The organism is Sphaerisporangium siamense, assembly GCF_014205275.1.
Taxonomy (GTDB): Bacteria; Actinomycetota; Actinomycetes; order Streptosporangiales; family Streptosporangiaceae; genus Sphaerisporangium; species Sphaerisporangium siamense.
The window spans coordinates 7,042,529-7,068,107 of sequence record NZ_JACHND010000001.1 but is presented as its reverse complement, the minus strand read 5'-3'; the positions used below and the strand labels follow the sequence as shown (position 1 = coordinate 7,068,107).

At 70.2% G+C, this 25,579-nt stretch carries 23 protein-coding genes; 12 read left to right on the top strand and 11 right to left on the bottom strand.

Annotation, left to right across the window (positions count from 1 at the left end):
- Position 1 precedes the first annotated feature (1 nt).
- From pspAB to BJ982_RS32205, 3 genes are all read left to right on the top strand, one after another.
- Positions 2-562 (top strand): PspA-associated protein PspAB, encoded by a 561-nt coding sequence (gene pspAB / locus BJ982_RS32215; RefSeq protein WP_184886307.1) that lies wholly within the window; start codon positions 2-4, stop codon positions 560-562.
- Between the two features lie 137 nt (positions 563-699).
- Positions 700-2,493 carry a phosphatidylglycerol lysyltransferase domain-containing protein gene (locus tag BJ982_RS40710; RefSeq protein ID WP_239122845.1) on the top strand — a complete coding sequence of 598 codons (1,794 nt, stop codon included), beginning with the start codon at positions 700-702 and terminating at the stop codon, positions 2,491-2,493.
- Between the two features lie 85 nt (positions 2,494-2,578).
- Positions 2,579-3,301 carry an SIMPL domain-containing protein gene (locus BJ982_RS32205; RefSeq protein ID WP_184886305.1) on the top strand — a complete coding sequence of 241 codons (723 nt, stop codon included), beginning with the start codon at positions 2,579-2,581 and terminating at the stop codon, positions 3,299-3,301.
- Positions 3,302-3,314: 13 nt separating this feature from the next.
- Here the strand turns inward: BJ982_RS32205 and nadA are convergent, their stop codons facing one another.
- A complete protein-coding gene (gene nadA / locus BJ982_RS32200; RefSeq protein ID WP_184886303.1) occupies positions 3,315-4,499 on the bottom strand; it encodes a quinolinate synthase NadA in 1,185 nt (394 codons plus the stop codon).
- 217 nt (positions 4,500-4,716) lie between these two features.
- Between nadA and erpA the strand changes: the two genes are divergently transcribed.
- Positions 4,717-5,070: an iron-sulfur cluster insertion protein ErpA gene (gene erpA, locus BJ982_RS32195; RefSeq protein ID WP_184886302.1), complete on the top strand. Its 354-nt coding sequence runs from the start codon at positions 4,717-4,719 to the stop codon at positions 5,068-5,070.
- Between the two features lie 117 nt (positions 5,071-5,187).
- Here erpA and BJ982_RS39955 read toward each other — a convergent pair whose 3' ends face one another.
- Entirely contained in the window at positions 5,188-5,322 is a 135-nt protein-coding gene (locus BJ982_RS39955; RefSeq protein WP_260413885.1) for a hypothetical protein, read from the bottom strand.
- A 104-nt stretch (positions 5,323-5,426) separates the two neighbouring features.
- On the opposite strand from BJ982_RS39955, the gene BJ982_RS32190 reads away from it, so the two are divergent.
- Complete coding sequence (locus BJ982_RS32190) at positions 5,427-6,413, top strand: carbohydrate kinase family protein (protein ID WP_184886299.1); 987 nt, start codon at positions 5,427-5,429, stop codon at positions 6,411-6,413.
- A 36-nt stretch (positions 6,414-6,449) separates the two neighbouring features.
- Here BJ982_RS32190 and BJ982_RS32185 read toward each other — a convergent pair whose 3' ends face one another.
- Both BJ982_RS32185 and BJ982_RS32180 read right to left on the bottom strand, forming a co-directional pair.
- Entirely contained in the window at positions 6,450-6,752 is a 303-nt protein-coding gene (locus BJ982_RS32185; protein WP_239122844.1) for a sulfurtransferase TusA family protein, read from the bottom strand.
- Positions 6,749-7,888, bottom strand: a complete 1,140-nt coding sequence (locus BJ982_RS32180) for a cysteine desulfurase family protein (protein ID WP_184886297.1) — start codon at positions 7,886-7,888, stop codon at positions 6,749-6,751. The genes BJ982_RS32185 and BJ982_RS32180 overlap by 4 nt, the downstream gene beginning before the upstream one ends.
- Positions 7,889-8,149: 261 nt before the next feature.
- Between BJ982_RS32180 and ctaC the strand changes: the two genes are divergently transcribed.
- From ctaC to BJ982_RS32160, 4 genes are all read left to right on the top strand, one after another.
- Positions 8,150-8,932, top strand: coding sequence for an aa3-type cytochrome oxidase subunit II (gene ctaC, locus BJ982_RS32175; protein ID WP_184886295.1), 783 nt, complete (start codon positions 8,150-8,152; stop codon positions 8,930-8,932).
- Positions 8,933-8,946: 14 nt separating this feature from the next.
- Positions 8,947-10,599, top strand: coding sequence for an aa3-type cytochrome oxidase subunit I (gene ctaD / locus BJ982_RS32170; protein WP_260414669.1), 1,653 nt, complete (start codon positions 8,947-8,949; stop codon positions 10,597-10,599).
- On the top strand, positions 10,596-10,991 hold the full coding sequence (locus BJ982_RS32165) for a cytochrome c oxidase subunit 4 (RefSeq protein ID WP_184886293.1): 396 nt from the start codon (positions 10,596-10,598) through the stop codon (positions 10,989-10,991). The genes ctaD and BJ982_RS32165 overlap by 4 nt, the downstream gene beginning before the upstream one ends.
- Before the next feature lie 202 nt (positions 10,992-11,193).
- A complete protein-coding gene (locus BJ982_RS32160) occupies positions 11,194-12,468 on the top strand; it encodes a L,D-transpeptidase (RefSeq protein ID WP_239122842.1) in 1,275 nt (424 codons plus the stop codon).
- A gap of 119 nt (positions 12,469-12,587) precedes the next feature.
- Here BJ982_RS32160 and qcrB read toward each other — a convergent pair whose 3' ends face one another.
- Genes qcrB through ctaE form a run of 4 tightly spaced genes read right to left on the bottom strand, consistent with a single transcriptional unit; the run spans position 12,588 to position 16,837 of the window.
- Entirely contained in the window at positions 12,588-14,240 is a 1,653-nt protein-coding gene (qcrB, locus tag BJ982_RS32155; RefSeq protein ID WP_184886291.1) for a cytochrome bc1 complex cytochrome b subunit, read from the bottom strand.
- Positions 14,237-15,370, bottom strand: coding sequence for a cytochrome bc1 complex Rieske iron-sulfur subunit (gene qcrA / locus BJ982_RS32150; RefSeq protein ID WP_184886289.1), 1,134 nt, complete (start codon positions 15,368-15,370; stop codon positions 14,237-14,239). Before qcrA ends, qcrB begins: the two co-directional genes overlap by 4 nt.
- Positions 15,363-16,193 (bottom strand): cytochrome bc1 complex diheme cytochrome c subunit, encoded by an 831-nt coding sequence (gene qcrC / locus BJ982_RS32145; protein ID WP_184886287.1) that lies wholly within the window; start codon positions 16,191-16,193, stop codon positions 15,363-15,365. The genes qcrA and qcrC overlap by 8 nt, the downstream gene beginning before the upstream one ends.
- A gap of 17 nt (positions 16,194-16,210) precedes the next feature.
- Complete coding sequence (gene ctaE / locus BJ982_RS32140) at positions 16,211-16,837, bottom strand: aa3-type cytochrome oxidase subunit III (RefSeq protein WP_184886285.1); 627 nt, start codon at positions 16,835-16,837, stop codon at positions 16,211-16,213.
- Positions 16,838-17,018: 181 nt separating this feature from the next.
- On the opposite strand from ctaE, the gene BJ982_RS32135 reads away from it, so the two are divergent.
- From BJ982_RS32135 to BJ982_RS32125, 3 genes are all read left to right on the top strand, one after another.
- A complete protein-coding gene (locus BJ982_RS32135) occupies positions 17,019-17,414 on the top strand; it encodes a response regulator transcription factor (RefSeq protein ID WP_184889639.1) in 396 nt (131 codons plus the stop codon).
- A gap of 198 nt (positions 17,415-17,612) precedes the next feature.
- The gene (trpD, locus tag BJ982_RS32130) at positions 17,613-18,698 is read left to right on the top strand and encodes an anthranilate phosphoribosyltransferase (protein WP_184886283.1); all 1,086 of its coding nucleotides are present in this window, start codon (positions 17,613-17,615) and stop codon (positions 18,696-18,698) included.
- 622 nt (positions 18,699-19,320) lie between these two features.
- The gene (locus BJ982_RS32125) at positions 19,321-19,872 is read left to right on the top strand and encodes an effector-associated constant component EACC1 (protein WP_184886281.1); all 552 of its coding nucleotides are present in this window, start codon (positions 19,321-19,323) and stop codon (positions 19,870-19,872) included.
- A 212-nt stretch (positions 19,873-20,084) separates the two neighbouring features.
- Here the strand turns inward: BJ982_RS32125 and BJ982_RS32120 are convergent, their stop codons facing one another.
- From BJ982_RS32120 to BJ982_RS32110, 3 genes are all read right to left on the bottom strand, one after another.
- A complete protein-coding gene (locus tag BJ982_RS32120) occupies positions 20,085-21,341 on the bottom strand; it encodes a hypothetical protein (RefSeq protein WP_184886279.1) in 1,257 nt (418 codons plus the stop codon).
- A 248-nt stretch (positions 21,342-21,589) separates the two neighbouring features.
- On the bottom strand, positions 21,590-21,877 hold the full coding sequence (locus BJ982_RS32115) for an Lrp/AsnC family transcriptional regulator (RefSeq protein ID WP_184886277.1): 288 nt from the start codon (positions 21,875-21,877) through the stop codon (positions 21,590-21,592).
- A gap of 139 nt (positions 21,878-22,016) precedes the next feature.
- The gene (locus BJ982_RS32110; RefSeq protein WP_203958954.1) at positions 22,017-25,412 is read right to left on the bottom strand and encodes a DEAD/DEAH box helicase; all 3,396 of its coding nucleotides are present in this window, start codon (positions 25,410-25,412) and stop codon (positions 22,017-22,019) included.
- Positions 25,413-25,579 lie beyond the last annotated feature (167 nt).

Here is a 25,579-nt window from a genome sequence, read left to right as displayed (position 1 = left end):
GGTGCGATGGCTGGACGCGCTGCTCGGGCGCAGCAGACCCGCCAAACCCGACCTGGACGCCCTGTTCGCGCTGCCGTCCGCCGCGGTGACCCTGCAGGCGGCCACCGGTTTCACGCCCACGGGCACCGGCTCGGTGTGCTTCCGCGCGGCCGAGGGCGGCGCCTTCGCCACCCTCCAGCAGGACATCCGGGCCCTGCTCGGCGACTCCGAGGTCGAGCAGACCCAGGACTCCTACGGCTACACCTGGCTGGTGGCGCGCCGGAGCCCCGACGACCTTTCCACGCTGGTCACCGACCTGCACGGCATCAACTCCTCGCTGGAGGGCGCGGGCTTCGGGCCGTCCCTGCTGTGCTCGACGGCCGCCTTCACCGACGGGCCGGGACGCCGCCTGGCCCTGGTCTACCTCTACAAGCAGGGCACCTTCTATCCCTTCGCGCCGCTGACGGGTCAGCGCAGGGACAACGCCCTGGAGCTGGAGGTGCGCGCCGCCGTGTCCGGCGATCTGAAGATCGAGCCGGACCTCTCCCGCTGGTTCCCCCTCTGGGGAGCCCCCGGCCTCTGACCACGGCCGCCGCCTGCGCGGCCCCCGGGAGCACGGTCCCGGCCCGCCTAGAACGATCAGTAATGCCCGCGCGCCCTTAACGATACGAATCGAGGGGTATACCCGGCGTGACCGAGTCATCGCCGGGGGGACACAGGGTGGCAGTGACCGAGCAGGGCCGCGACGGCGTGGCCGTACGGGCCGAGGCGGGAGGGCGTTTCCGGGTCAGGGTGCCGCGCGTGCTGTCGGTGTGCATGGCGGTGGCCGCCGTGTACTCGGCGGCCATCGCGGTCGCGGGCCCGCTGCGCAGCACGCTCGGCCCCGTCACCGGCCTGATCGAGACGGCGGTCTTCCCCGTCGAGCCGAACCTCGGGTACGCGGTGTTCCTGGCGATCCTCGCCGGGGCCCTGGCCCGCCGCAAGAGGGCCGCCTACGGCGTCGTCACGGCCATCTTCGCGCTGCTCGTGCTCGGCAACCTCGCGGTCGTGCTCTCCTCGTCCCTGATGCCCGACCTGGTGGAGGAGTTCTCGCTCACGGGTCAGGTCGTCGCGGCCGACGTCAACCTCGTGGTGTCGGCGGTGGTCCTCGGCGTGCTGGCCGCCACGCGCGACGAGTTCTTCGCCCCGACCCGCCGCGCGTCCTTCAGGAAGGCCCTGCTCACGCTGGGCTCGCTGCTGGGGGTGTCGTTCGCCGTCGGCTACACGCTGGTCGCGCTCTTCCCCGGCACGCTCAAGCCCCGCGACCACCTCGCCTGGACGCTGGAACGCACCCTGGGCGGGGTCGTCACCCTGGACTTCTACCGGGCCGGACGCCCTCCGTCGTGGGTGAACCTGGTCATCGGCCTGCTGAGCGCCGTCGCGGTGCTGGTGGCCTTCGCCGTGCTGTTCCGCTCCCAGCGGGCCAGGGCCGAGCTGCCCGCCGAGAGCGAGGAGCGCGTCAGGGCGCTCCTGCGCTCCTACGGCTCGCGTGACTCGCTCGGCTACTTCGCCACCCGCCGCGACCGCGCCGTCATCTTCTCGCCGAGCGGCAAGGCCGCCGTCTCCTACCGGGTCGTCGCCGGGGTCTGCCTGGCCGGGGGAGACCCGATCGGCGACGTCGAGGCGTGGGGGCACGCCATCCGCGCCTGGCTGGACGAGGCCCGCCGCTACGGCTGGGCCGCCGCCGCGATCGGCCCCGGCGAGGCCGGCGCGCACGCCTACGTCCGGGCCGGGCTGCGGGTGCTGGAGCTCGGGGACGAGGCCGTGATCGAGGCCGCGGCCTTCGGCCTGGAGGGACGGGAGATGCGCGGGGTCCGCCAGGCCGTCAACCGGGTGCGCCGCGCCGGGTTCACGCTGCGCATCCGCCGGCACGCCGACCTGACGCCCGAGGAGACGCGCCACGTCATCGACCGCGCCGCCGCCTGGCGCGGCACGCGGGCCGAGCGGGGCTTCTCCATGGCGCTCGGCCGCCTGGGCGACCCGGCGGACGGCGCGTGCGTCCTGGTCGAGGCCAGGGACGCCGCCGGCAGGCTCGCGGCGATCCTGTCCTTCGTGCCCTGGGGCGAGGACGGCCTGTCGCTGGACCTCATGCGGCGCGACAGGGGCGGCGACAACGGGCTGATGGAGTTCATGGTCGCCGGGCTGATCGCCGAGGCGGACCGGCTCGGCGTCAAGCGGATCTCACTCAACTTCGCCATGTTCCGGTCGGTGTTCGAGGGCGGCGCCCGCCTCGGCGCCGGGCCCGTGCTCCGGCTGTGGCGGGGCACGCTGCTGTTCCTGTCGCGCTGGTGGCAGCTCGAATCGCTGTACCGGGCCAACGCCAAGTACCACCCGGTGTGGGTCCCGCGCTTCATCGCCTTCGAGGACACCCGCGACCTGCCCAAGGTGGGCCTGGCCTCGGTGACCGCCGAGGGGTTCCTGACGCCGCCCCGCGTCCTGCCGCGGCGCGGCGGGGACGGCGCCGCGGAGGCGTGAGGCCGGGGTCTGCGATTGGTCAAGTTCCCGCCGCGTGCGGAGGCGGCTCGCCGGCGCCGGCCGCGCCCGGTGGTGGCATGGCCTCATGACTGTGCGCGTGACCAAGGTGAGCGCCGTGCTGGCGGCGGCGGGGATCGTCCTGGCCGGAGCCCAGGCGGGCCCCGCGCTCGCGGCCCCGCGCCCTCCCGGCGGGAACGAGGCGCCCACCGCGGGGGAGGCGGCCGAGGTCGGCGTCACCGGCCGGGGGAGCGTCCGCGCCGTGCCGGACGTGATGCGCCTCGGCGTGGGCGTGGAGGTGCGCAAGGACAAGGCGGGGGAGGCGTTCGCGGCCGTCAGGGCGGCCGCCGCGCGGCTGACCGACGCCCTGGTCGCCGCCGGGGTGGCGCGGGAGGACCTGCGCACCAACGACCTGTCCCTGGGCGCCGAGTACGAGAAGTACCCGAGGGTCGTGGGCTACCGCGCCTCCCAGGGCGTCGAGGCGCTGGTCCGCGACCTGTCCAAGGCGGACGCCGTCGTGGACGCCGTCGCCGCCGCGGGCGAGGCGGTGCGGCTGACCGGCGTGACCTTCGAGATCTCCCGCTCCCAGACCCTGCTGAGGTCGGCCCGCGCCGCCGCCTACCGCAACGCCCTGGCCAAGGCCCGGCAGTACGCCACGCTCACCGGCCGCCGCGTCGGGCGGGTGCTCAAACTGGAGGAGGAGGGCGACGGCGCGCCCCCGCGCTTCGCCGTGGCGGCGGAGAAGGGGGCGCTGAGCCCCGGGCAGGGCACCATCACGATCGTCGTGCGCGCGCTGTACGAGCTGGTCTAGCCCGGCCGCCCGCCTAGGGCAGGGCCAGCATGCGGTCGAGGGCGATCTTGGCCCAGTGCGTCGTGTCCGGGTCCACGGTGATCTGGTTGACGACCCGGCCCTCGGCCAGCGACTCCAGCGCCCACACCAGGTGCGGCAGGTCGATGCGGTTCATCGTGGAGCAGTAGCAGACCGTGCGGTCCAGGAACGTCACGGTCTTGTCCGGGTGCGCCGCCGCCAGCCGCTTGACCAGGTTGAGCTCGGTGCCGACCGCCCACGCAGAGCCGGCGGGCGCCTGCTCCAGCGTCTTGATGATGTACTCGGTGGAGCCGACGTGGTCGGCCTTGGTGACCACGTCGTGGCGGCACTCGGGGTGCACCAGCACGTTGACCCCGGGGACGCGCGCCCGCACGTCGTCCACGCAGGCGGCGGAGAACCGGCCGTGCACCGAGCAGTGGCCCCGCCACAGGATCATCTTGGCGTCCCTGAGCTGCTGGTCGGTGAGGCCGCCGTTCGGGCGGTGCGGGTTGTAGACCACGCAGTCCTCCAGCGAGAACCCCATCTCCAGGACCGCGGTGTTGCGCCCGAGGTGCTGGTCGGGCAGGAACAGCACCTTCCTGTCGCCCGCGGCCTTGCCCGGCCCCTCGGGGCCCTGGTCGAAGGCCCAGGTCAGCGCGCGGCGGGCGTTGGAGGACGTGCAGACCGCGCCGCCGTTGCGCCCGCAGAACGCCTTGATGTCGGCCGAGGAGTTCATGTAGGTGATCGGCACGGTCACCTCGGCGAGGCCGAGGTCGCTCAGCACGTCCCACGCCTCCTCGACCTGGTCGAAGGTCGCCATGTCCGCCATCGAGCAGCCCGCGGCCATGTCCGGGAGCACGACCTTCTGGTCGTCGCCGGTCAGGATGTCGGCCGACTCGGCCATGAAGTGGACGCCGCAGAAGACGATGTACTCCGCCTCGGGGCGGGCCGCCGCCTCGCGGGCCAGCTTGAAGGAGTCGCCGGTGACGTCGGCGAACCGGATCACCTCGTCGCGCTGGTAGTGGTGGCCGAGCACGAACAGCCGGTCGCCCAGGGCGGCCTTGGCCCGTTCCGCGCGCGCGACCAGATCCGGGTCGGAGGCCGGGGGCAGGTCGCCGGGGCAGTCGACGCCCCGCTCGCTGTGCGGGTCGGCCCCGCGGCCAAGGATGAAGAGGGGAAGCCCGGTGTCGGTAGTGGTCACGGCAGCGCACCTCGTGTGGGGATCCTGGGAGGACTTATCGTCTAGTTGACGACTAATGATGACACATGGCACCCGCCGGCTATTCCCGAGGGGGGCCGCGTACCGGACCCTGAGACAGGAATGTGTACTCGTGCCGTGGTGTTGGTAGCGTCTGAGTACGACCTCAGAACAAGGCCACCGTCCCCAAGGGGCGTTGGGGCAGACGGGGAGTCAACAGATGACGGTTGAGAGCAGCGAGACCACGCAGCAGGGCCTGATCCTCACGGACGCGGCCGCGGCCAAGGTGCGCAGCCTGCTCGAACAGCAGGGCGAGGAGGGGCTTCAGCTCCGCGTCGCGGTGCAGCCGGGCGGCTGTTCCGGTCTGCGCTACCAGCTCTTCTTCGACGACCGCACGATGGACGGGGACGTCGTCTCCGACTTCGGCGGTGTCAGTGTCGTCACCGACCGCATGAGCGCGCCGTACCTCATGGGCGCCACGGTCGACTTCGTCGACACGATCGAGAAGTCGGGCTTCACGATCGACAACCCGAACGCCACCGGTTCCTGCGCCTGCGGCGATTCGTTCAACTAAAGACGGCGCGCGGTCCGGCCCCGCTCGCGGATCCCTCCGCCGGGCGGGGTTTCGGCATGCCCTGCTCCGGTGGCCCCGCCCCGCGCCCGTGGAGGCCCACCCCAGCCCCGCGCCACGTCAGGTCGGCGTGAACGTCAGGGAGCCGTAGGGGGCGGCGACGTCACCGCAGGCCAGGCGGGTCGCCGTGCTCGCGTCCGAGCGCTCTCCCGCACCCGTGAAGATCATCCGCGGCGCGGCGCCATCGCTACGCACCGCGTTTCCGTGTCATATTCTTGGCGGGCTCAACACGCTGACGACGCCGACCAGGGCCGTTCCCAGGCCGTGGCAGACCATGCCGACCATGAGGAGAGCGACCCGTGCGCATCGCCGTCACCGGATCCATCGCGACCGATCACCTGATGACGTTCCCGGGGAGCTTCGGGGAACAGCTCATCGCCGAGCAGCTCGACCGCGTCTCGCTGTCGTTCCTCGTGGACGATCTCCAGATCCGCCGCGGCGGCGTCGCGGCCAACATCGCCTTCGGCATGGGCTGCCTGGGCCTCAAGCCGACCCTCGTGGGCGCGGTCGGGAACGACTTCGCGGACTACCGCTCCTGGCTGGAGCGCCACGGCGTCGACTGCGACTCGGTGCACGTCTCCGAGCTGCGCCACACCGCCCGCTTCCTGTGCACCACCGACGAGCACCACAACCAGATCGCGTCCTTCTACACCGGCGCGATGGCCGAGGCCCGCGAGATCGAGCTGAAGCCCGTCGCCGACCGCCTCGGCGGCCTCGACCTCGTGCTGATCAGCCCCAACGACCCCGACGCGATGTTCCGCCACACCGAGGAGTGCCGCGAGCGTGGCATCCCCTTCGCGGCCGACCCCTCCCAGCAGCTCGCCCGCATGGGCGGCGAAGAGATCAAGAGCCTGATCGAGGGCGCCGCCTACCTGTTCACCAACGACTACGAGAAGGCCCTCGTCGAGCAGAAGACCGGCTGGTCGGACGAAGAGGTGCTCGGCCACGTCGGCGTGCGCGTCACCACCCTCGGGCCCAAGGGCGCCCGCATCGACCGCGAGGGCGAGCCCTCCGTCCACGTCCCCCCGGCCGCCGAGCGCGGCAAGGTCGACCCGACGGGCGTGGGCGACGCCTTCCGCGCGGGCTTCCTGTCCGGGCTCGCCTGGGGCGTCTCGCCCGAGCGCAGCGGCCAGGTCGGCAACCTGCTCGCCACCCACGTCCTCGAAGAGGTCGGCGGCCAGGAGTACCAGCTCGGCCGGCAGGGCTTCCTGGACCGCTTCACCGCCGCCTACGGCGCCGAGGCCGCCGGCGAGATCACGCCGCACCTCGACTGCTTCAACGCCTGACGGTTCCGCGCCCGGCGCGGCCGGCCCCGCCGTGGGTCAGTAGTTGCGCCGGACGTGGATCGCCCAGCCGCCCTGGGGGAGCTCGTAGCTCCCCACATGGTGGTGGGACTTCAGCCGGCACCAGGCGGGGACGTCGGTGAACGCCGCGGGGTCGTCGGCGAGGACGGCCACCGTCGCGTTCATCGGCACGTCGTTGATCTGCTGGGCCAGCATGATGATCGGGATCGGGCACTTGCGCCCGAGCGCGTCGATCGTCAGCGCGACCGGCGGCGGCGCCTCCGCGCGCTCCGGCGCGCCCTCGGCGGCGTTGACAGGGGTTTCGGAGTCCCGCCTTCTCACGGCGACTCCACCCCGACGGCGGCGCGGACGCGCCGCACGATCTCCGGCAGGACGGCCAGGAACCGGTCCACGTCCGCCTCGGACGCGCCCCGGGGCAGGGACACCCTGACGTTCCCGTGCGTGAGCACTCCCATGGCCTCCAATACATGCGATGGACGTAGCGTACTCGCCGTGCACGAACTGCCCGACGAGACGGAGAACCCAGCTCTATCCAACTCGGTCAGTATCACCTCACCTGCCACGTAAAGACATGAGAACGTGACAATGTGCGGCGCTCTCGCCACCGGGTCGCCGACCACCTCCACATCCGGCACGAGGCGCGGCACGCTGGCGCGGATGCGGTCCACCAGCGCCGACAGCCGGGCGTTCTCCGCCTCGGCCTCGGCCGCGCGCGCCCGCAGCGCCGCCACCGCCGCGACCACGGCCGGGACGTTCTCGAAGCCCGGCACCCTGCGCCGCTCCCGCTCGTCCTCCGGCAGGGGCGAGCGCCAGCGGGTGCCCTTGCGCACCGCCAGCACCCCCACCCCCGCCGGGCCGCCCCATTTGTGCGCGCTCCCGGTCAGCACCGACCACCCGGGCGGCACGGGCAGCCGTCCCAGGGTCTGGGCGGCGTCCACCAGCAGCGGCACCCCCGCCGCCCGGCACGCCTCGGCGGCCTCCGCGACCGGTTGCAGCGTGCCCACCTCGTGGTTGGCCGTCTGCAGGCACGCCAGCGCCGTGCCCTCGCGGGCCACCGCCGCCGCGAACCCGGCGGGATCCACCCGGCCCGCGATGTCCACGCCGACGATCTCCAGCTCGCCGCCGTCGCCTTCGTGGGCCGCCCCCGCCTGCAGCACGCTGGAGTGCTCCACCGCGCCCGCCACCATGCGCCGCCCGGCGCGGCGCCGTCCGAGCAGCGTGCCGAGCACCCCGAGGTGGACGGCCTGCGTGCCCGAGGTGGTGAAGGACACCTCGTCGGGCCGGGCGCCGATGAGCTCGGCCGCCTCGGCGCGCGCCCGCTCCAGCAGCAGCCGGGAACGGCGCGCCTCGCCGTACAGGCGGGCCGGGTCGGCGGCCGCCGCGTCCAGCGCCGAGACCAGCGCCTCGCGCGCGGCGGGGTGGAGGGGTTCGCTGGAGGCCGCGTCGAAGTACGCCACGCGTTCATGGTCCCACCCGGCGGACGGCGGCCCTCGCCCAGGGCGCGGCCGGGCCCGCCGGGGCCCTGGGGGAGGCGCTGGTGAAGACGTGGCGACTCCGTTACCGGGGGCTGAGAAGGAGGGCGGCCCCGGTGCGCGCTAATGTGTCCCCCAGCGTGACGTGAGACAACTTGGAGCGCGGTCCCCTTCCGAGATCGCGAATCTGAAAACGACCGCCCAGGAGGCAGACTCTTGGGCTTTCAACTGTGGAGTAGGCGACCCGTGAGTCCGACCCGCCGTTCGACACGGCGCCCGTTGGCCCGCAGGGTGCCGCGCGCCGCCGCGCTGGCGGTGCTGCTGGTGTCCCTGACGGCGTGTGGAGGCCCCGGTACGTGGAATCGTGCCGGCATGCCCGAAGGTGCCACCAAGGAGGCAGGCATCATCCAGAGTCTCTGGAACGGTGCCTGGATCGCCTCCCTCGCCGTGGGTGTCGTCGTCTGGGGCCTGATCCTCTGGGCGTGCGCGTTCCATCGCAAGCGCAAGAACTCGCCCGACGCCCTGCCGCCCCAGGTGCGCTACAACCTGCCGATCGAGATCCTCTACACCACGGTGCCGATCATCATGGTGGCGGTGTTCTTCTACTTCACCGCGCGGGACGAGAACACCATCGTCGCGGTGTCGAAGAACCCCGACGTCAAGGTGCACGTCGAGGGCTTCCAGTGGAGCTGGCGCTTCACCAGCGAGTACGGCGGCAAGACGGCCCAGGTCGTCGGCACCCCCGCCAAGCGGCCAGAGCTGGTGCTGCCCGTCGGCAAGAAGGTCCAGTTCGACCTGTCCTCGCCGGACGTGATCCACTCGTTCTGGGTGCCCTCGTTCCTGTTCAAGCGTGACGTGATCCCGGGCGTCAAGAACGTCTTCGAGATCCAGACCAGCAAGACCGGCACCTTCGCCGGCCGCTGCGCCGAGCTGTGCGGCGTCGACCACAGCCGCATGCTCTTCACGGTGAAGATCGTGCCGCAGGCCGAATACGACTCGTACATCAACCAGGCGGGGAGTGCCAAGTGACCGCCGCAAGCGAACTGATCAACCGGGGCATCCCGGCCCGGCGCGCCCGCAAGGGGAACGTCATCGTCCGGTGGATGTCCTCCACCGACCACAAGGTGATCGGGCACATGTACCTGATCACCTCCTTCGTGTTCTTCCTGATCGGCGGCGTCATGGCGCTGATCATGCGGGCCGAGCTGGCACAGCCGGGCCTGGAGTTCGTGAGCAACGAGCAGTTCAACCAGCTGTTCACCATGCACGGCACGATCATGCTGCTCATGTTCGCGACGCCGCTGTTCGCGGGCTTCGCCAACGAGCTGATGCCGCTGCAGATCGGCGCCCCGGACGTGGCGTTCCCGCGCCTCAACATGGTGAGCTACTGGCTCTACCTCTTCGGCAGCACGATCGCCGTCTCGGGCTTCTTCACCCCCGACGGCGCCGCCTCCTTCGGCTGGACGGCCTACACCCCGCTCTCGGACGCGGTCAGCTCGCCGGGCCTGGGCGGCGACCTGTGGATCATGGGTCTGTCGATGTCCGGCATCGGCACCATCCTCGGCGCGGTGAACTTCATCACCACGATCGTCTGCATGCGGGCGCCCGGCATGACCATGTTCCGCATGCCGATCTTCACCTGGAACATCCTGCTCACCAGCATCCTGGTGCTGCTGGCCTTCCCGGTGCTGGCCGCCGCGCTGCTGGCCCTGGAGGCCGACCGCAAGCTCGGGGCGCACATCTTCGACTCGACGACCGGCGGTGCGATGCTCTGGCAGCACCTGTTCTGGTTCTTCGGGCACCCCGAGGTGTACATCATCGCGCTGCCGTTCTTCGGCATCATCACCGAGATCCTTCCGGTGTTCAGCCGCAAGCCGGTCTTCGGCTACATGAGCCTCATCGGCGCCACCATCGCCATCGCGGGCCTGTCCGCGGCGGTGTGGGCCCACCACATGTTCGTGACCGGCCAGGTCCTGCTGCCGTTCTTCTCGTTCATGACCTTCCTCATCGCCGTCCCGACCGGTGTGAAGTTCTTCAACTGGATCGGCACGATGTGGCGCGGCCACATCTCGTTCCAGTCGCCGATGCTGTTCGCGGTCGGCTTCCTGGTCACGTTCCTGTTCGGCGGCCTGACCGGCATCATCCTGGCGTCGCCGCCGCTGGACTTCCAGGCCAGCGACTCCTACTTCGTGGTCGCGCACTTCCACTACGTCGTCTTCGGCACCGTGGTGTTCGCGATGTTCGCCGGCTTCTACTTCTGGTGGCCCAAGTTCACCGGCAAGATGCTGAACGACGCGCTCGGCAAGTTCCACTTCTGGACGCTGTTCATCGGCTTCCACACCACCTTCCTGGTGCAGCACTGGCTGGGCGTCGAGGGCTTCCCGCGCCGCTACGCCGACTACTCGGCCGCGGACGGCTTCACCGACCTGAACGTCGTCTCCTCGGTGGGCGCGTTCATCCTCGGCGCCTCGACGCTGCCGTTCCTCTACAACGTGTGGCGCACCGCCAGGACGGCCCCCAAGGTCGTCGTGGACGACCCGTGGGGCTTCGGCAACTCGCTGGAGTGGGCCACTTCCTGCCCGCCGCCCCGGCACAACTTCACGAAGCTGCCGCGCATCCGCTCCGAGCGCCCGGCCTTCGACCTGCACAACCCGCACACGCTCGTCCCGGTCAAGGAAGTGGAGGAGGCCCGATGAAGGTCCAGGGCTGGATGTTCCTCCTCTGCGGCATCTTCTTCGCCGCGGTGGACCTGGTCTACTGGTTCTGGTCCAAGGAGCCGACCGGCACGACCGCGCTGGCGATCTCCGTCGGCCTGGCGCTCATGATCGGCTACTACCTGCTCTTCACGGCCCGCCGCATCGGCGACCAGCCCGAGGACAGGAAGGACGCCGAGATCAGCGACGGCGCGGGCGAGCTCGGCTTCTTCAGCCCGTCGAGCTGGTGGCCGCTGTTCGTCTGCCTGGCCGCCGCCCTGATGACCGTCGGATTCGTCATCGGCTGGTGGATGTTCCTGATCGGCGCCTTCGCGGTGATCATGGCCGCCATCGGCTTCGTCTTCCAGTACTACCGGGGCCACTTCACGCACTGATCACCCGCGGATCTACGCGCCTGCCCCGGCGCCCGGCCCGTGATCGCGGGCGGCGGCCGGTTCCTCCAAGGGACCGCCTGCCGCCCGCGATTCTTTTTTGGCGCGTCGTGTCGGGCTTTCTCCCTCGCTCCGGGTACGCGACACACAGTAACCGGGTAATAACCGACAAGGAGTGATCCATCGGAGGCGGGGGAGACGTCACGTGAGACACGTCGAGATCCGGGTGGTCGCCCTGGGCGCGGGAGCTCTGGCCCTGACGCTGGCGAGTGGTTGCGGAAGTTCCGGTACGAGCAAGGACCAGGCCGCGGAGAACCGCGGGGACGTGGCCGTGAGCGTCTCTCCGGCCGACAGGGCGGCCCAGGTGGCCCCGGAGCTGCCCGTCACGGTCGGGGCCGTCAACGGCGCTCTCAGGAGCGTCAGCGTGCAGGCCGTCTCCAGGCACACGCAGGTCGAGGGCGTGCTCAGCGCGGACCGCACCCAGTGGCGCAGCAAGCGCCCCATGGCGCCGGGCGAGACCTACCGCGTCACCGCGGAGGCGGTGGGCCGCGGCGGCGACACCAAGCGGGTGACCAGCGAGTTCACCACCATCCAGGCGTCCAAGATCTACGCGGTCGACAAGATGCTCCCCAACAAGGAGGCCACCGGCCTCACCGTCGGCGTCGGCATGCCGATCATCCTGACCTTCGACCAGCCCATCGCCGACCGGGTGTCGGTCGAGCGCAACCTCATGGTGCAGGCGTCCCGGCCCATCGAGGGGGCCTGGCACTGGTTCGACGAGAAGACGGTGTCCTTCCGGCCCCGGCAGTGGTGGCCCGCGCACACCAAGGTCAAGGTGATCGCCCGGCTCGCCGGCGTGCGGGGCGGCCCGGGCATGTACGGCGGGCAGGACTACGTGCGCGAGTTCGAGATCGGCCGCGCCCAGATCAGCCACGCCGACACCTCCAGCCACCAGATGACCGTCAGGCGCGACGGGCAGGTCATCAGGACGGTCCCGCTCAGCGCCGGCCGGGGCGGCGACATGAAGTACTACACGACCAACGGCATCCACCTGGCCATGTCCCGCGAGGACGTCACCACGATGACCTCGCCCGACGCCGGGCCCGGCAGCCCCGGGTACTACAGCATGACCGTGTACGACACCGTGCGGATCTCCGACACCGGCGAGTACGTCCACGGCGCGCCCTGGTCGGTGGGCTCGCAGGGCAACTCCAACGTCAGCCACGGCTGCATCAACATCAGCCCGTCCAACGCCAAGTGGTTCAAGGAGACCACGCTCATCGGCGACCCGATCATCGTGAGCGGATCGCCGCGCCCCCTCGACCCGGCGAACGGGTGGGGCCACTGGCAGGAGACCTGGCCGCAGTGGCTGCGCTGGAGCGGCCTGCGCTCGGGCTTCACCACCGAGGCCCTCACGGCCGGCGGGCACGAGGGCGCGGGCGTGCCCGTCAGCGAGAGCAAGAAGAAGGTCACCTCCTGACGCGGCCTCCCTCTGCGGCGGTCTCTTTCTGACGCGGTCCCCGCCGGACGCGAAAGGGCCCGGGCGCGACGTGCGCGCCCGGGCCCCTTGTCGCCCGTGGAACCCCGGAGGGGGCTCGCTCAGTGGCCGATGGACTTGGTCTCGTCCGCGCCGGCCCCGACGGTGGCGTGGCCGTGGCCCTCCACGTGGTGGTGGCCGTCGGTCTCCAGCGAGATGGCCTCGCTGTCCTCGGAGTAGGCCCGGCTGAGCTTGGCCCTGAGCCTGCCGAGCGGGTTGCGCATGCCCTTGGGGGGCACGCCCGCGCCGTCCGGCTCGGCCTCGATGGCCGGGATGCGCTTCTTGCCCTGCATGAGGGCCGCCAGGTCCTCGGCCGGGGGCACGTGGACCTCGATGTACTCGCCGTGGGGCAGGCGCTTGATGACGCCGGACTCCACGCCGTGCAGCAGCGTCTCCTGGTCCCTGCGCTGCAGGCCGATGCAGAAGCGGTACGTGATGAAGTACGCGATGGCCGGCCCGACGAAGATGGCCACGCGGCCGATCTCGGTCGTGGTGTACAGCGGGATGTGGAACGTCGAGGAGATCTCGTCGTTGGCGCCCAGCAGCCACAGGATGCCGTAGAACGTGATCGCCGAGATGCCGATCGAGGTGCGGTGCGGGTTGTTGCGGGGACGGTCGGTCAGGTGGTGCTCGCGGTTGTCCCCGGTGATCCAGCGCTCCGCGAACGGATACAGCGCCAGGCCGGTCATGACGATGCCCATGGGCACCAGCGCCGGGATCAGCACGCTCAGCGGCAGCGTGTGATCGAGGAAGTTGATCTCCCACGCGGGCATCAGGCGCAGCGCGCCTTCGAGGAAGCCCATGTAGAAGTCGGGCTGCGAGCCCGCCGAGATGTCGGCCGGCGTGTACGGACCGAACAGCCAGATCGGGTTGATCTGGGCGAACGTGCCGAGCAGCGCCAGCGCGCCGAACGTGAACAGGAAGTACGCGCCCGACTTGATCATGAAGGTCGGGTAGAACGGCGCGCCCACCACGTTGGTCTCGGTGCGGCCCTTGCCCGGCATCTGCGTGTGCTTCTGCACCCACATGAGGATCATGTGCGCGGAGATCAGCGCCAGCAGGATGCCCGGGATCAGCAGGATGTGCAGGCTGTAGAACCGTGAGATCACGTCCTCGCCGGGGTACTCGCCGCCGAAGAGGAAGAACGTGATGTAGGTGCCCACCAGGGGGATCGAGATCGCGACACCCTCGGTGATCCGCAGGCCGGCGCCGGAGAGCAGGTCGTCCGGCAGGGAGTAGCCGGTGAGGCCCTCGGCGAGCGCCAGGGTCAGCAGCAGGACGCCGATGATCCAGTTGAGCTCGCGCGGCTTGCGGTAGGCCCCGGTGAAGAACACCCGGAGCATGTGCACCATCATGCCCGCCACGAACAGCAGCGCCGCCCAGTGGTGGATCTGACGGATCAGCAGGCCGCCGCGGACGTCGAAGCTGATGTGCAGCGCCGAGGCGTACGCCTCCGACATGTGGACGCCGTACAACTGGGCGTACGAGCCCTGGTAGACGACCTCGCCCATGCTCGGCTTAAACCAGAACGTCAGGAACGTACCGGTCAGCAGCAGGATGATGAACGAGTAGAGCGCGATCTCACCGAGCAGGAAGGACCAGTGGTCCGGGAAGACCTTGCGCAGGTTGCGCTGCAGGAAGTTCCCGGCGCCGAGGCGGTCGTCGAGGAAGGACGACGGCCCGGCGATGGGCTTCGGGACGGTGTCCAGGCTCATGCCTGCCCCCTGACTTCGGCCTCAGCGTCCCCGCGCTCCCAGAAGCTGGGGCCCACCGGGACGTTGAAGTCGCTCTGTGCGATGAGGTACCCCTCGTTGTCGACGGCGATCGGCAGCTGGGGCAACGGGCGGGCGGCGGGGCCGAAGATGACCTTGGCGCCGTCGGCCGCGTCGAACGTGGACTGGTGGCACGGGCAGAGGATGTGGTGCGTCGTCTGCTCGTAGAGCGCCGCGGGGCAGCCCACGTGGGTGCAGATCTTGGAGTAGGCGACGATGCTGTCGTGCGTCCAGTTGAGATTGACGCCCGGCTTGAGGTCCTCCGGCCTGAACTTGATCAGGATCAGCGTGGCCTTGGCCAGCGCGTTCAGGTCGTCCTCATGCCCCTGGGGCACCACCGACAGGATGCCGCCGGGGGAGTTGAAGTCGGCGGCGCGGATCGGCTGGCCGGTGCCCTCGACGATCAGGCGCAGGCCCTTCTTCCACACCGTGTGCCGCAGCGAGGTGCCGGGCAGAGGGCCGAGGTCCTTCAGCATCACCAGCGGCAGCAGGCCGAGCGGGGCCGCGGCCAGCAGCAGCGTGCGGCGCAGCAGCTTGTGGCGGACGAAGCCGCTCTCCTCCGCGCCCTCCAGGAACGTCCGGGCGACGTCCGCCCGCACATCGGCGCCGGAGGCCATCGGGTGGCGCTGCTGGACCAGGGTGTACTTCGGCATGATCTGCCGCGCCCACACGACCAGGCCCGCCGCCAGCGACAGCAGCGCGAGGGCCAGGAAGCCGCCGAGCGCCAGGTTCGAGGTCTGGGTCTTCTCGACCGAGCCGACCTGGAAGATGACGTAGGACGCCACGAACCCGACCGCGGCGAGGAAGGTCACCACGAACAGCAGGGCGGCGCGGCGCTCACCCTTGCGCGCGGCGGCCGGGTCGGGGAACTTCACCTCGCCGACCGCCACCGGCTCGTTGGCCGAGTGCGGCGGCTCGCTCGCGGTCGCCGCGCCGTGACCGTGGCCGCCCGCCCGGGCGCGGGAGCCGGAGGGCTCGCCGAGCACCAGGTCGCCGCCGCGCGGTGGGGGGGTGCCGATGACGCGCCTCGGGAGGCGCTCCTCCGGCTCGATCTCGTTCGGGTTGTCAGTCATGGTTGACCTGCCGCTTCTTCGCGGTGATCCAGATGGCGGCGAGGATCAGCAGGCTGATGCCGCCGATCCACGCGACGAGACCCTCGGTGACCGGGCCGATGCGGCCGAGGCCGTTGCCGCCCGGGTTGGGCTCGTTGCGGACGCCCACGATGTAGGCGATCATGTCGCGCTTCTGCTCGGGGGTGATGGTGCTGTCGTTGAAGACCGGCATCGCCTGCGGGCCCGTGGCCATCGCCTCGTAGATCTGCGTCGGCGTGGCCGGCTCCAGCGAGGGGGCGTACTTGCCGTAGGTCAGCGCGCCGCCGGCGCCCACGAAGTTGTGGCACTGGATGCAGTTGGCGCGGAAGAGCTCGCCACCCTTGGCCGGGTCGCCCTTGGCGGGGTCGACGGCCTCCAGCGACGGCTTGGTCGGGCCGCCGCCCAGCGACTGGACGTACGCCGCGAGCTGGCGGACGGTGTCCGGGTTGACCCACTCCGGGGGACGCTTGCGCGGAGCCTGCGGCCCGGGGTTGCTGAACGGCATGCGGCCGCTGGAGACCTGGAAGTCGACGGCGGCGGCGCCGACGCCGATGAGGCTCGGGCCCGATGCACCGCCGGGCGAGTAGGACCCCTCGGCGTTCAGGCCGTGGCAGCTCGCGCAGTGCGCCGCGAACAGGTCCTTGCCCGCGGCCACGTCGTCCGCCTTGCCGGAGGCGATCGCCGCGTCGGCCCGGTCACCTCCGGGCACCAGCAGGGCGTACACCCCTCCGAGGACGCTCAGGGCCAGAAGGAGGACGACATAGCGCGCGAGTGGATGCCGTCTCCGAGCGGTGATCGAGTTCACCGATATCCTCGTTCCGATCATTTGATGATGTAGATGGTCGCGAAGAGGCCGATCCAGACGACGTCGACGAAGTGCCAGTAGTAGGACACGACGATCGCGCTGGTGGCCTGCTCATGTGTGAAGCGCTTCGCGGCGTACGTGCGTCCCAGCATGAACAGGAACGCGATCAGGCCACCGGTCACGTGCAGGCCGTGGAAGCCTGTGGCCAGGTAGAAGATCGAGCCATAGGCGTTCGAGGACAGGGTCAGGCCCTCTTCCACGAGGTTGCGGTACTCGTACAGCTGGCCTCCGACGAACCACGCGCCCATGAGGAAGCTGACGATGTACCAGAACCGGAGCTTGCCGACCTGCCCCTTTTCGGCGGCCCACACGCCGAGCTGGCACGTCACACTGGACAGGACCAGAACGATCGTGTTGACGAGCGCGTAGGGGACGTCGAGGTGGACGCCCTCGGGAAGGGTGGGCCAGGGCCTGTCCATGCCCAGGCTGACCGACCGGATCGTGAAGTACATCGCGAACAGCGCCGCGAAGAACATGAGCTCAGAGGACAGCCAGACGATCGTGCCGACGCTGACCAGGTTCGGCCGGCGGGACGATGGGGCTGTCGTCGTCGTGATTGCGGATGCTGTCGCCACGCGCAGCATTATTGCGGCTCCACAGGTCGGGTCGCCGCACGACCCCCCGCTAAGGAGCACATCACGCGGATAAACCGGACATACGCCGGGTTCTACGCCAAGTATGGCTCGTCTGGGCTTCGGTCGGCGGGGACCGGTACCATCCTTGGTGACCATACCTCGTCAATCGATAGTGAGCGCGACCGTGAGCATGAGGGTTCTCGTCTACAGCGACGACGCCGGCACCCGGGAGAAGGTCCGGCTGGCGATCGGAAGGCGTCCCGCGGCCGACGTGCCCCAGGTCGAGATCGTCGAGTGCGCCACGCAGCCCGCCGTCGTCAAGCATCTCGACTCCGGCGACATCGACGTCGCCGTCCTCGACGGCGAGGCCGTCCCCGCGGGCGGCATGGGCGTCTGCCGCCAGGCGAAGGACGAGGTCTACGACTGCCCGCCCATCTGCGTGGTCATCGGCCGCCGGGACGACCGATGGCTCGCCGAGTGGTCCCGCGCCGACGCCGTCGTCGCCCAGCCGATCGACCCCATCGCGCTCGCCGAGGCCGTGGCCGGCCTCATGCGCCGCCGCTCGGAGACCCGCATCTCCCACTGACCATCGCCGCCCGTCCCACCGGCGGCCGACCGCCAAACCGTCCCACTGACGGCCGACCGTCTCTCGGACGGCCGACCGTTGATCGTCAGACCGTCTCCGCGACGGCCGAGCGTCCCACCGGATCGCCGACCGTCAAGCGGCTCGCCCGCCGACCGCCCGTACCTGCCGCCATCGACCTTCTCACCGACCGGAGCCCCCATGGACGCGCGCACCACGTGGCCCGCGCTGCTCACCGCCCTCCTGTCCCGCGAGAACCTCACCGCCGACGAGACCGCCTGGGCGATGAGCGAGATCATGTCCGGGTCCGCGACGTCCGTGCAGATCGCGGCGTTCGCCACGGCGCTGCGCGCCAAGGGCGAGACCGTCGCCGAGGTCACCGGGCTCGCGCGCACCATGCTCGCGTTCGCGACCCCCCTCACGGTCGACGGCCCCACCGTCGACGTCGTCGGCACCGGCGGCGACCGCGCCCACACCGTCAACGTCTCCACCATGGCCGCCATCGTCGCGGCCGCGGCGGGCGCCAAGGTCGTCAAGCACGGCAACCGCTCGGCGTCCTCCTCCTGCGGCGCCGCCGACGTGCTCGAACAGCTCGGCATCGTCCTGGAGATGAAGCCGGAGGCCACCGCGCGCGTGGCCGCGGAGGCGGGCATCACGTTCTGCTTCGCGCCGGTCTACCACCCCGCGCTGCGCTACGCCGGCCCCGCCAGGTCCGAGCTGGGTGTGCCCACCTTCTTCAACTTCCTCGGCCCGCTCACCAACCCCGCCCGCCCCAAGGCCCAGGCCATCGGCGTCTACGACGCCCGCATGCTGCCGGTCATCGCCGGGGTCTTCGCCGAGCGTGGCGTGTCCGCCCTGGTGTTCCGCGGCGACGACGGCCTGGACGAGCTGTCCACCGCCAGCACCTCCACGGTCTGGGTGGTCCGTGACGGCGCGGCGGTCCAGACGATCTTCGACCCCCTGGACATCGGCGTCCCCCGCTCCGACCCCGGCGCGCTGCGCGGCGGCGACCGCGAGTTCAACGCCAAGGCCGTCCTCGACCTGGTCGACGGCAAGAAAGGCCCGGTCCGCGACGCCGTCCTCCTGAACGCGGCAGCCGCCCTGGTGAGCGTCGACGCACTCACCCTCCCCGCCGGCACTCCCGCTCTGGACGAGAACGGCGCCGGCGACGCCCTCGTCACCGCCATGTCCGCCGCCTACGCCCGCGCCGCCGAAGCCGTCGACTCCGGCCGCGCCTCCGAAACCCTCACCCGCTGGATCGAGGTCAGCCGCTCCCACGGCGCCTAGCGCGAACACCATCCGCGGGCCCGCCGATCTGGGCCACTTAACGGTGTGACCCGCCGCGAAAGGTCCTCGCCTCCGGCTCGGGCTGTTCTTTCCAGGCCTCTGGCCGCGTTTCCTCAGGGGCCTACGGCCCACGTCGGTCCAGAGCCGCGAAGTCCTCCTTCCGGCCGGAAGCGCAGACGTTTATCCGGGAAAGTCACGTCGCTGGTGTATTGCTCCCTGGTTTGTGACGAGCGGCTATAGTCCCGGACATGCCGACGATCCGTGATCGGATTCACGTCGCCTATGCCGGCTGACGATTAGGCGCACGACCCCTCCCCATAGCCAGGCCGGTATCGAGGGCCGGGCGAACGCGGGCACAGCGCCGTGCCCGCCGGGCGGCGTAAGAACTGGATTGGCGTACGTCCTCTCCGGTCTGAAGACAGGCGCGCTCTGACCGGCGTTACGGCCGATAATGTCCGTGACTGCTCCTGCGCGTCGACGGAGCGGGCACGAGTAGTACCAGGCAACTGGCCGGTCGTGACAACTGACGATCAAGAAGTGTCGCGGACCAGCATTGGGGCACCGACCGAGAGGACCGTGGTCAGCCGTGCAACAAGACCCGAGCCACCCATCCCTTCCGGCGGTGCAGGGCGACTCGGCCGACGGGCCGGTCTTCGAGAGCATGTCTCTGGCGGAGATCGTCCACGGCGTCACGGCGGTCGGAGGACCGGCCGCAGTGGCAGGCGTCCTCATCGCATGGTTGCGCCATCGTAAGTCCAAAGTGATCTTGAAGATCACCAAGAAGGACGGGTCGAACGTAGAGATTCACATCGAGGGACCGGCGGACCCGAACAAGCTGGCGAGAACCCTGTCCGAGCAGTTCCAGGAAGCCCGCAGTCTGGAAGTGGAAGAGCAAGCTCTCGACCCGGTCGCTGAGATGGTCAAGGACTTCGAGGCGCTACCGTTCCAATCCTTCGAAAGCCTTTCGCAAATCCTGTGGCACCATATCAGCAAACTACCGGAAGGCCCGGTCAAGCCAGAAGTCCGTGCGGCGCTCTACAAGGCTTACATGGCGGCGGCTTCCGAGCAGCAGTTGACCGTGTCACCCAAGAAAAGATCGAGTGGTACGCGAAGGCGTGGACAGGGCGATACCCGCGATCAGGGCGCCGCATCTGATCGTGAACCAAAGGCTTGAGGGTGAGACGGCCGCCCAAAACCCGGCCATCGCCTAGCCGCTGCCGTCACGGGATCGTCCTCTGTCGGGCGGGTGAGCGGCATTGACGAGCTGCCCCTGGACGGCCTGTTCGAGACGTCAGCAGTTCGAGCGGGACCGGGCCGCGCCGCAAGGAGGGTTCGCCGAGGAAGACGCCGGGCTCGGTGAGTACGACCAGTGCTGATGGTCGGTGCTCACTCCGTCCTTCTGTCGCGTTCCACCTCGTTCCCGCGCAGACGGAGCGCTCGCTCGGCGATCCCGCTGGAGAGCCTTCCCGTCACCGATCTGGCCCGGTCAAGGGTCTCGTTACCGAGGTGCCGGGCGGTATCGATGCTCTCTGCTCCTGCTTCGAGCACCTTGTCCCGCACCTCCGCGGCCGCGTCCGCCCATCGTCTGGCCTCCAACGACTGTCGGCCGCGCTCGATCCCGAGCCGCCCGTGGAAGTCGACGACGGAGACCGCGACATGGTCGCTCGAATGCACGACGGCCCGGGACTTGGCCGGGTACAGCAGCACCTTCGTGTTGGCCGTGACGGCGGCCGCGTCCATGCGGGCCATCAGGCGCTCGGTGCACCGTAATATGAGTTCCAGCCGGTTCTGCCGTGCGGCGCGAAGGCCGAGGCGATGCTGGTCCAGCTCCTCCGGAGACGTGTCCAGCACCCGGTCGAGTTCGAGCACGGCGATCGCGTCCTGGAGTTGGAAGCAGCGAGCCAGCACGGCGAGCCACTGCTGGACCTTGAGCTCGGCTTCCTCGGACGTCTTGGCGAGATCACCGATATTGGTCTTCTGCTGCACCTTGTCCGCGAGCGCGTCGAGTTGACGCAATGCGTACGCCTGGGTTCGTGCGACCGTCACGGAAGCGCCCTGCATCTTCGACCACGTGACCTCGGAGACCCGGCCGACCTGCTCGCGGATGGTCATGGCCTCACCGATCACGAGGTCCACTCCGATCATGTCCGCCACCACGGCGTCTTCCTGGGCGCGGAGCACGTCGTCGACCTTCTCGTCGATCGTGGCGAGATAGTCGGTGATCTCCTTCATGGTCTGTTGCATCGCGATCTGGGCCATGATCCCCGCGGCGCCGGCCAGAATCGCCGGATTGGTCAGAAACGACCCGGGCCCCTTCGTGAATTCGACGAATCCCTTGATCTGGCCGTGGTCGCCTTTCAGCACACCGGTACTGAGACCCGACTTCGCGCTTCTCCTCAGCCCGTACTTCCCGACGAGCTGCGCGGAATCCTTGGTCAGCTTGACCCAGCGACCCGAGCCGGCGGCGATCTCGGAACCTGCTTGTAACGCTTGAGCCCCGGTGCGGAGAGCGGATCCGAGCCGTTGCAGTCCGAGGTCCTGCGACGGCAGTCCCTCAGAGACCAGGAAGCGTTCGACCGCCGCCGGATTCCCGATGACCGCCAGCCCGTCGCCGTCACTGATCAGCTGAATCTCGTCGTCCATCGTCGGCTCCTGAAGCGTGGGCAGGGAAGCGGAACGGCTCTTCGCAGCTGACGATGGAGCCGGGGGGTGCGGGGCGGTCGAAGTCTCCCAGAACAGGAGTTCCTCCGCGCACCGTCCGGCGGAATTCGCTGCTCGAAGCCGGAGGCTTCAGATTCGGACCACACCTCCGAATGCGATGAGCAGACATGGGAAATCGCCGGCGTCTGGAGAGTCAGACCCGGCCGGAGGCGATGTTCTCGACGGCGTCGTCAGTCGGACTCGGCGAAGCCGATGGAGAAAGCCGCGTCCAGGTCGTGCTTGGAGTAGGTGCGGAAGGCCAGGTGGGTTTCGGTGGCGAGGACGCCCTGGACCTTGTTGATGCGGCCGGGGATGACCTCGGCGACGTCGTCGTAGTGGGGGACGCGGACCATGGCGACGAGGTCGTAGTCGCCGGTGATCGAATAGACCTCGCTGACGCCGTCGAGCTCGGCGATCGTCTCGGCGACCTCGGGAATCCGGTCGACCTCCGCCTTGATGTGCACGATCGCGGTGATCATACGCGCTCTCTCCTTCGAGTACCGAGTACGGCCTGGCCCGACTCTAGCGCCGAGCGGCGCCCCCGCCCTCATCGGAGCCGGGCGGTGGCGTGCCTGGCGGGCCGGCGTTGTTCGGGGAGGTCCAGGAATAGGGGGCGCCTCAGTACGGGGATGCCGCCGAGTAGTGGCGGCCCAGCCATCCCGTGGCCATGTGGTCCCCGCGTTTGGTGAAGATCGCCCCGCCGGTGTCGGCATCGTCGGGGTCGTCGAGGGGACGGGGCGGGTACGCGGCCGTCGCCTTGCCGATCACGGCGGTGGTCGCGGTGGCCCGGCCGTTCCAGGTGATCAGGTGGCCGGCGCTGATATCGGTGACGCTCACGTGGTCGAGGCCCTCGGCCAGCTCGCATCCGGTGGTCCGTTCCCGGAGCAGGCCGATGTACTGATCGTGGTCAAGCTGACAGTCACGCGGCGGAGTGGTCTGGGCCCAGTCGGGACTGGTGAAGCCCGACTCCGTGGCGCACCGCCACAGGGTCGGGACGAACTCCTTGGCGAGAGGGGCGGTCGCCATCTGCTCGCACATCCACAGCAGCCTGCCGGAGCCTCGCCGGGGACCCCACCGCCGCCAGCGCACCCGGCGATCGATGTCGCCGGCGACGATCGCGATCCACGGGTGCATGGTCCCCAGGTAGCCCTGCGCTCCGAGCCAGGCGAAATAGCGGGACGCCGCCTCGAGGATCGGGGCGATGGTGCTGGAGGGCAGGCCCGCGACGAAGCGGAAGGACCGCGTGAACAGCCGAGGGCTGTGCGCCGCCAGCAGCAGCGCCGCCCGTGCGAGATCGCCTGGCCCGTACGTGCGGGCGGCGCCGAGCCCGCTGATCGCGCTGCTGGAGTCGTTCGCCTCGCGCCGGCCGCCGCCCCTGATGATCTTCGCCACGACCGGCCGGAGGAAATCGGCCACCGGGGCGAAGGCGAGCTCGGGCACGAGCGCGGCCACCACGTGGATCAGGACGTCCTCCGCGATGTCGGGATCGGAGGGGACGGGGATCTCGCCCAGTACCGCGCGGAGGTCGGCGGCCACGTCGGTGTTGACCATCAGCCGCGCGGTGAGCAACCCGAGGTCGGTGACGGCGACACGCGTGTCGCCGCCGTTGCCGGGGACCTGCGTGAGGTAGCCGTGGTCGATGAGGAAGTCGACGGCCTCGATCACCGGCTCGGTGTCGTCGTCCCCTTGGTGGTGGCACAGGGTGTGCTTCCACCACTGCTCGGCCTGTTCGACGCTGGTGATGCGCCCCTGGACCACCTCGGCGAGGACATGATCGGTGAGGGTCGCGTGGATCTGTGAATGGACGTGGTATCCGTCCACCAGCGCGCCCTGCCAGTCGGCGCGTTTCACCTCGCTGGTGATGAGATAGGCCCAGCCTTCGTGCTCGCCTGCCCCGACCCGGCCGGCGCGGCCGAACATCTGCAGCAGGGTGGCGACGTCGAGGGGGTCGCGGCCGACCATGGTGTCGCGGACGATGACGGCGCGGGCGGGCAGGTTGACGCCGGCGGCGACGGTGGTGGTGGCCACCAGGACATCGAAGTCGCGGCTGCGGAAGCGGGCCTCGGCCTCGTGCTTGAACTCCCAGTCCTTGTAGTGCAGGCCGATGCTGGCGGCGGTGCAGAGCTCGTTGACGCGGTCGATGTCCTCGTCGTCGACGCCCCTGATGTCCACGCCGCGTTCGGCGGCCAGCGCCAGCGCGGTGACGCGGACGTTGCGTTTGCTCCCGCAGAACACCAGAACGCTCCCGCCGTCGTCGGTGACGCGCCGGGCCAGGACGACGGCGAGGCGGTTGCGCACGCTGTTGTCCGCGGCCTGATCGAGGGTGACGGGGATGGCCGGGAGCTGCCAGGTCAGTCGGCTGGGACGCCAGGCGGTGGAGATGAGCCGGCCGTTGAGCCATTCGGCGATCTCGGCGGCGTTGGACACCGTGGCCGACAGCCCGACGATCCGGACGGGGGAGTTCACACCGCGGACCCGGGCGAGCAGCGCCTCCAGGAGAGGGCCTCGTCCGGGGGAGCCGAGGAGGTGGACCTCGTCGACGACCAGGCAGCCGACCTCGCCGAGCGCGGCCTGCAGGGAATTGGTCCTGCAGATCGCCTCGAACTTCTCGGTGGTGGCCACCCATAGATCCGCGGCGCGGATCCGCTCGATATCGGTGGTGTACTCGCCGGACAGCCGTTCGACGCGGAGTCCCTTTCCGCGCCAGCCTTCGAGTTCCCGGTCCAGTTCGTCGGTCAGGGACCGTTGCGGGACCAGCCACGCCGCCTTGCGCCCCTCGCCCAGGATGGCGCGCAGGACGGCGAGCATGCCGATGACGGTCTTCCCGGCCCCGGTCGGGGCGGTGATGACCAGGTGGCGTTTGGAGTTCAGCACCGCGGGAGCGGCCTGGACCTGGGCCGGGTTGAGCCGGTCGAACGGGAGGTAGTCCAGCCACGCCTGCGGGACCAGGTCGGCCGCGGGGACGAGTTCGGACCGGTGGTCGGTGACCGTCTCCTCGTGGGTGTCCCAGATCTTCTCGAACGCGCCGTGGGCGTTGCAGGCCGGCTGCCCGGATACGGGGGAACGCCAGAAGAGCTTGTCGGCCCCTGGCCGGGTCAGCGCGGTGATGACCGAAAGCGGCGCCGCCTGGCCGTCCGCGCCGACCGTCGAGACGATCTCGTTCTCGGCCCAGTACGCCACCGATCGGTGGGGGACTCCCGCCGCCGCCAGCGTCGTGCGCAGCCGGCCGAACTCCGGCCCGTCGGGGAGGATGACCCGGACATCGGTGCCCGGTGGCAGCGGCGGCAGCGTCCACCGCGGGTTGGTGATCTTGCACCAGTGCAGCAGACGGTGCTCCGCCGGCGGCTGATCCGTGATCTCCTGAGGTGGCTTGGCATCGCGGGCGCCGGATCCCTGGTGAGGGGAGAGATGGGGCAGGAGGCCCAGCACCCGGCCCGCACGGATCGCGGCGACCTGTGACCCTGGCGGCGGCGCCGGGGCGGCGTCGTCGTGGCCCGCCGCGGCCGGGCCGGGCGCGGGCCCTGCCACCAGCGCGGCGCCGGGATCCTCGAAGGGGGCGTCCGCGGGAAGGTCGCCCAGCACCGGACGGCGCGAGATCCTGAGATGTTGCAGGGTGAAGGTCGCGGGACAGGCCGGGCAGACCACGGCGAACTCCGCTCGCCGTGCTCCTTCGACCTGATAGGCCCGGGTCATGCCATGAAGAGCGCCGTCACAGGTCGGGCAGCACAGATCGGTCTGGCGGAGGTACCGCCATCCTGGGAGGGCGAACCGGGCCACCGCCAGGCTGGGGCGCACGCCCCACATCCACTGGGCTACGCCGGCGACGGTCGTGTCGCCGGGCGCGCCACGATCCGCCGCGGACGGGGCCGGTCGTCCTCCCGGCCCCGGCTGCTGGAGAAGATCGGCGTACTCGCGCAGCCTCAGGTCGTCAAGGGTGAAGGTGGCCGGGCAACGCCGGCAGACGACCGCCACATAGGGGGAGTTTCGTCCGTCGCGCTCGTCGGCTTTCCACATGGTGTGCAGAAAAGCGTGACATTGCGGGCATTGAGCGGTGACCTGCTCGCGATGAGTCCAGCCCGGCTGCGCGAATCGTTCGATCGCCGGTTCGGGGCGAACCCCCCAGAGTGACTCCGCCAATTCCGGGACGGACAGGCCGTCGCTTTCGTGGGAGCTGTCGCCGT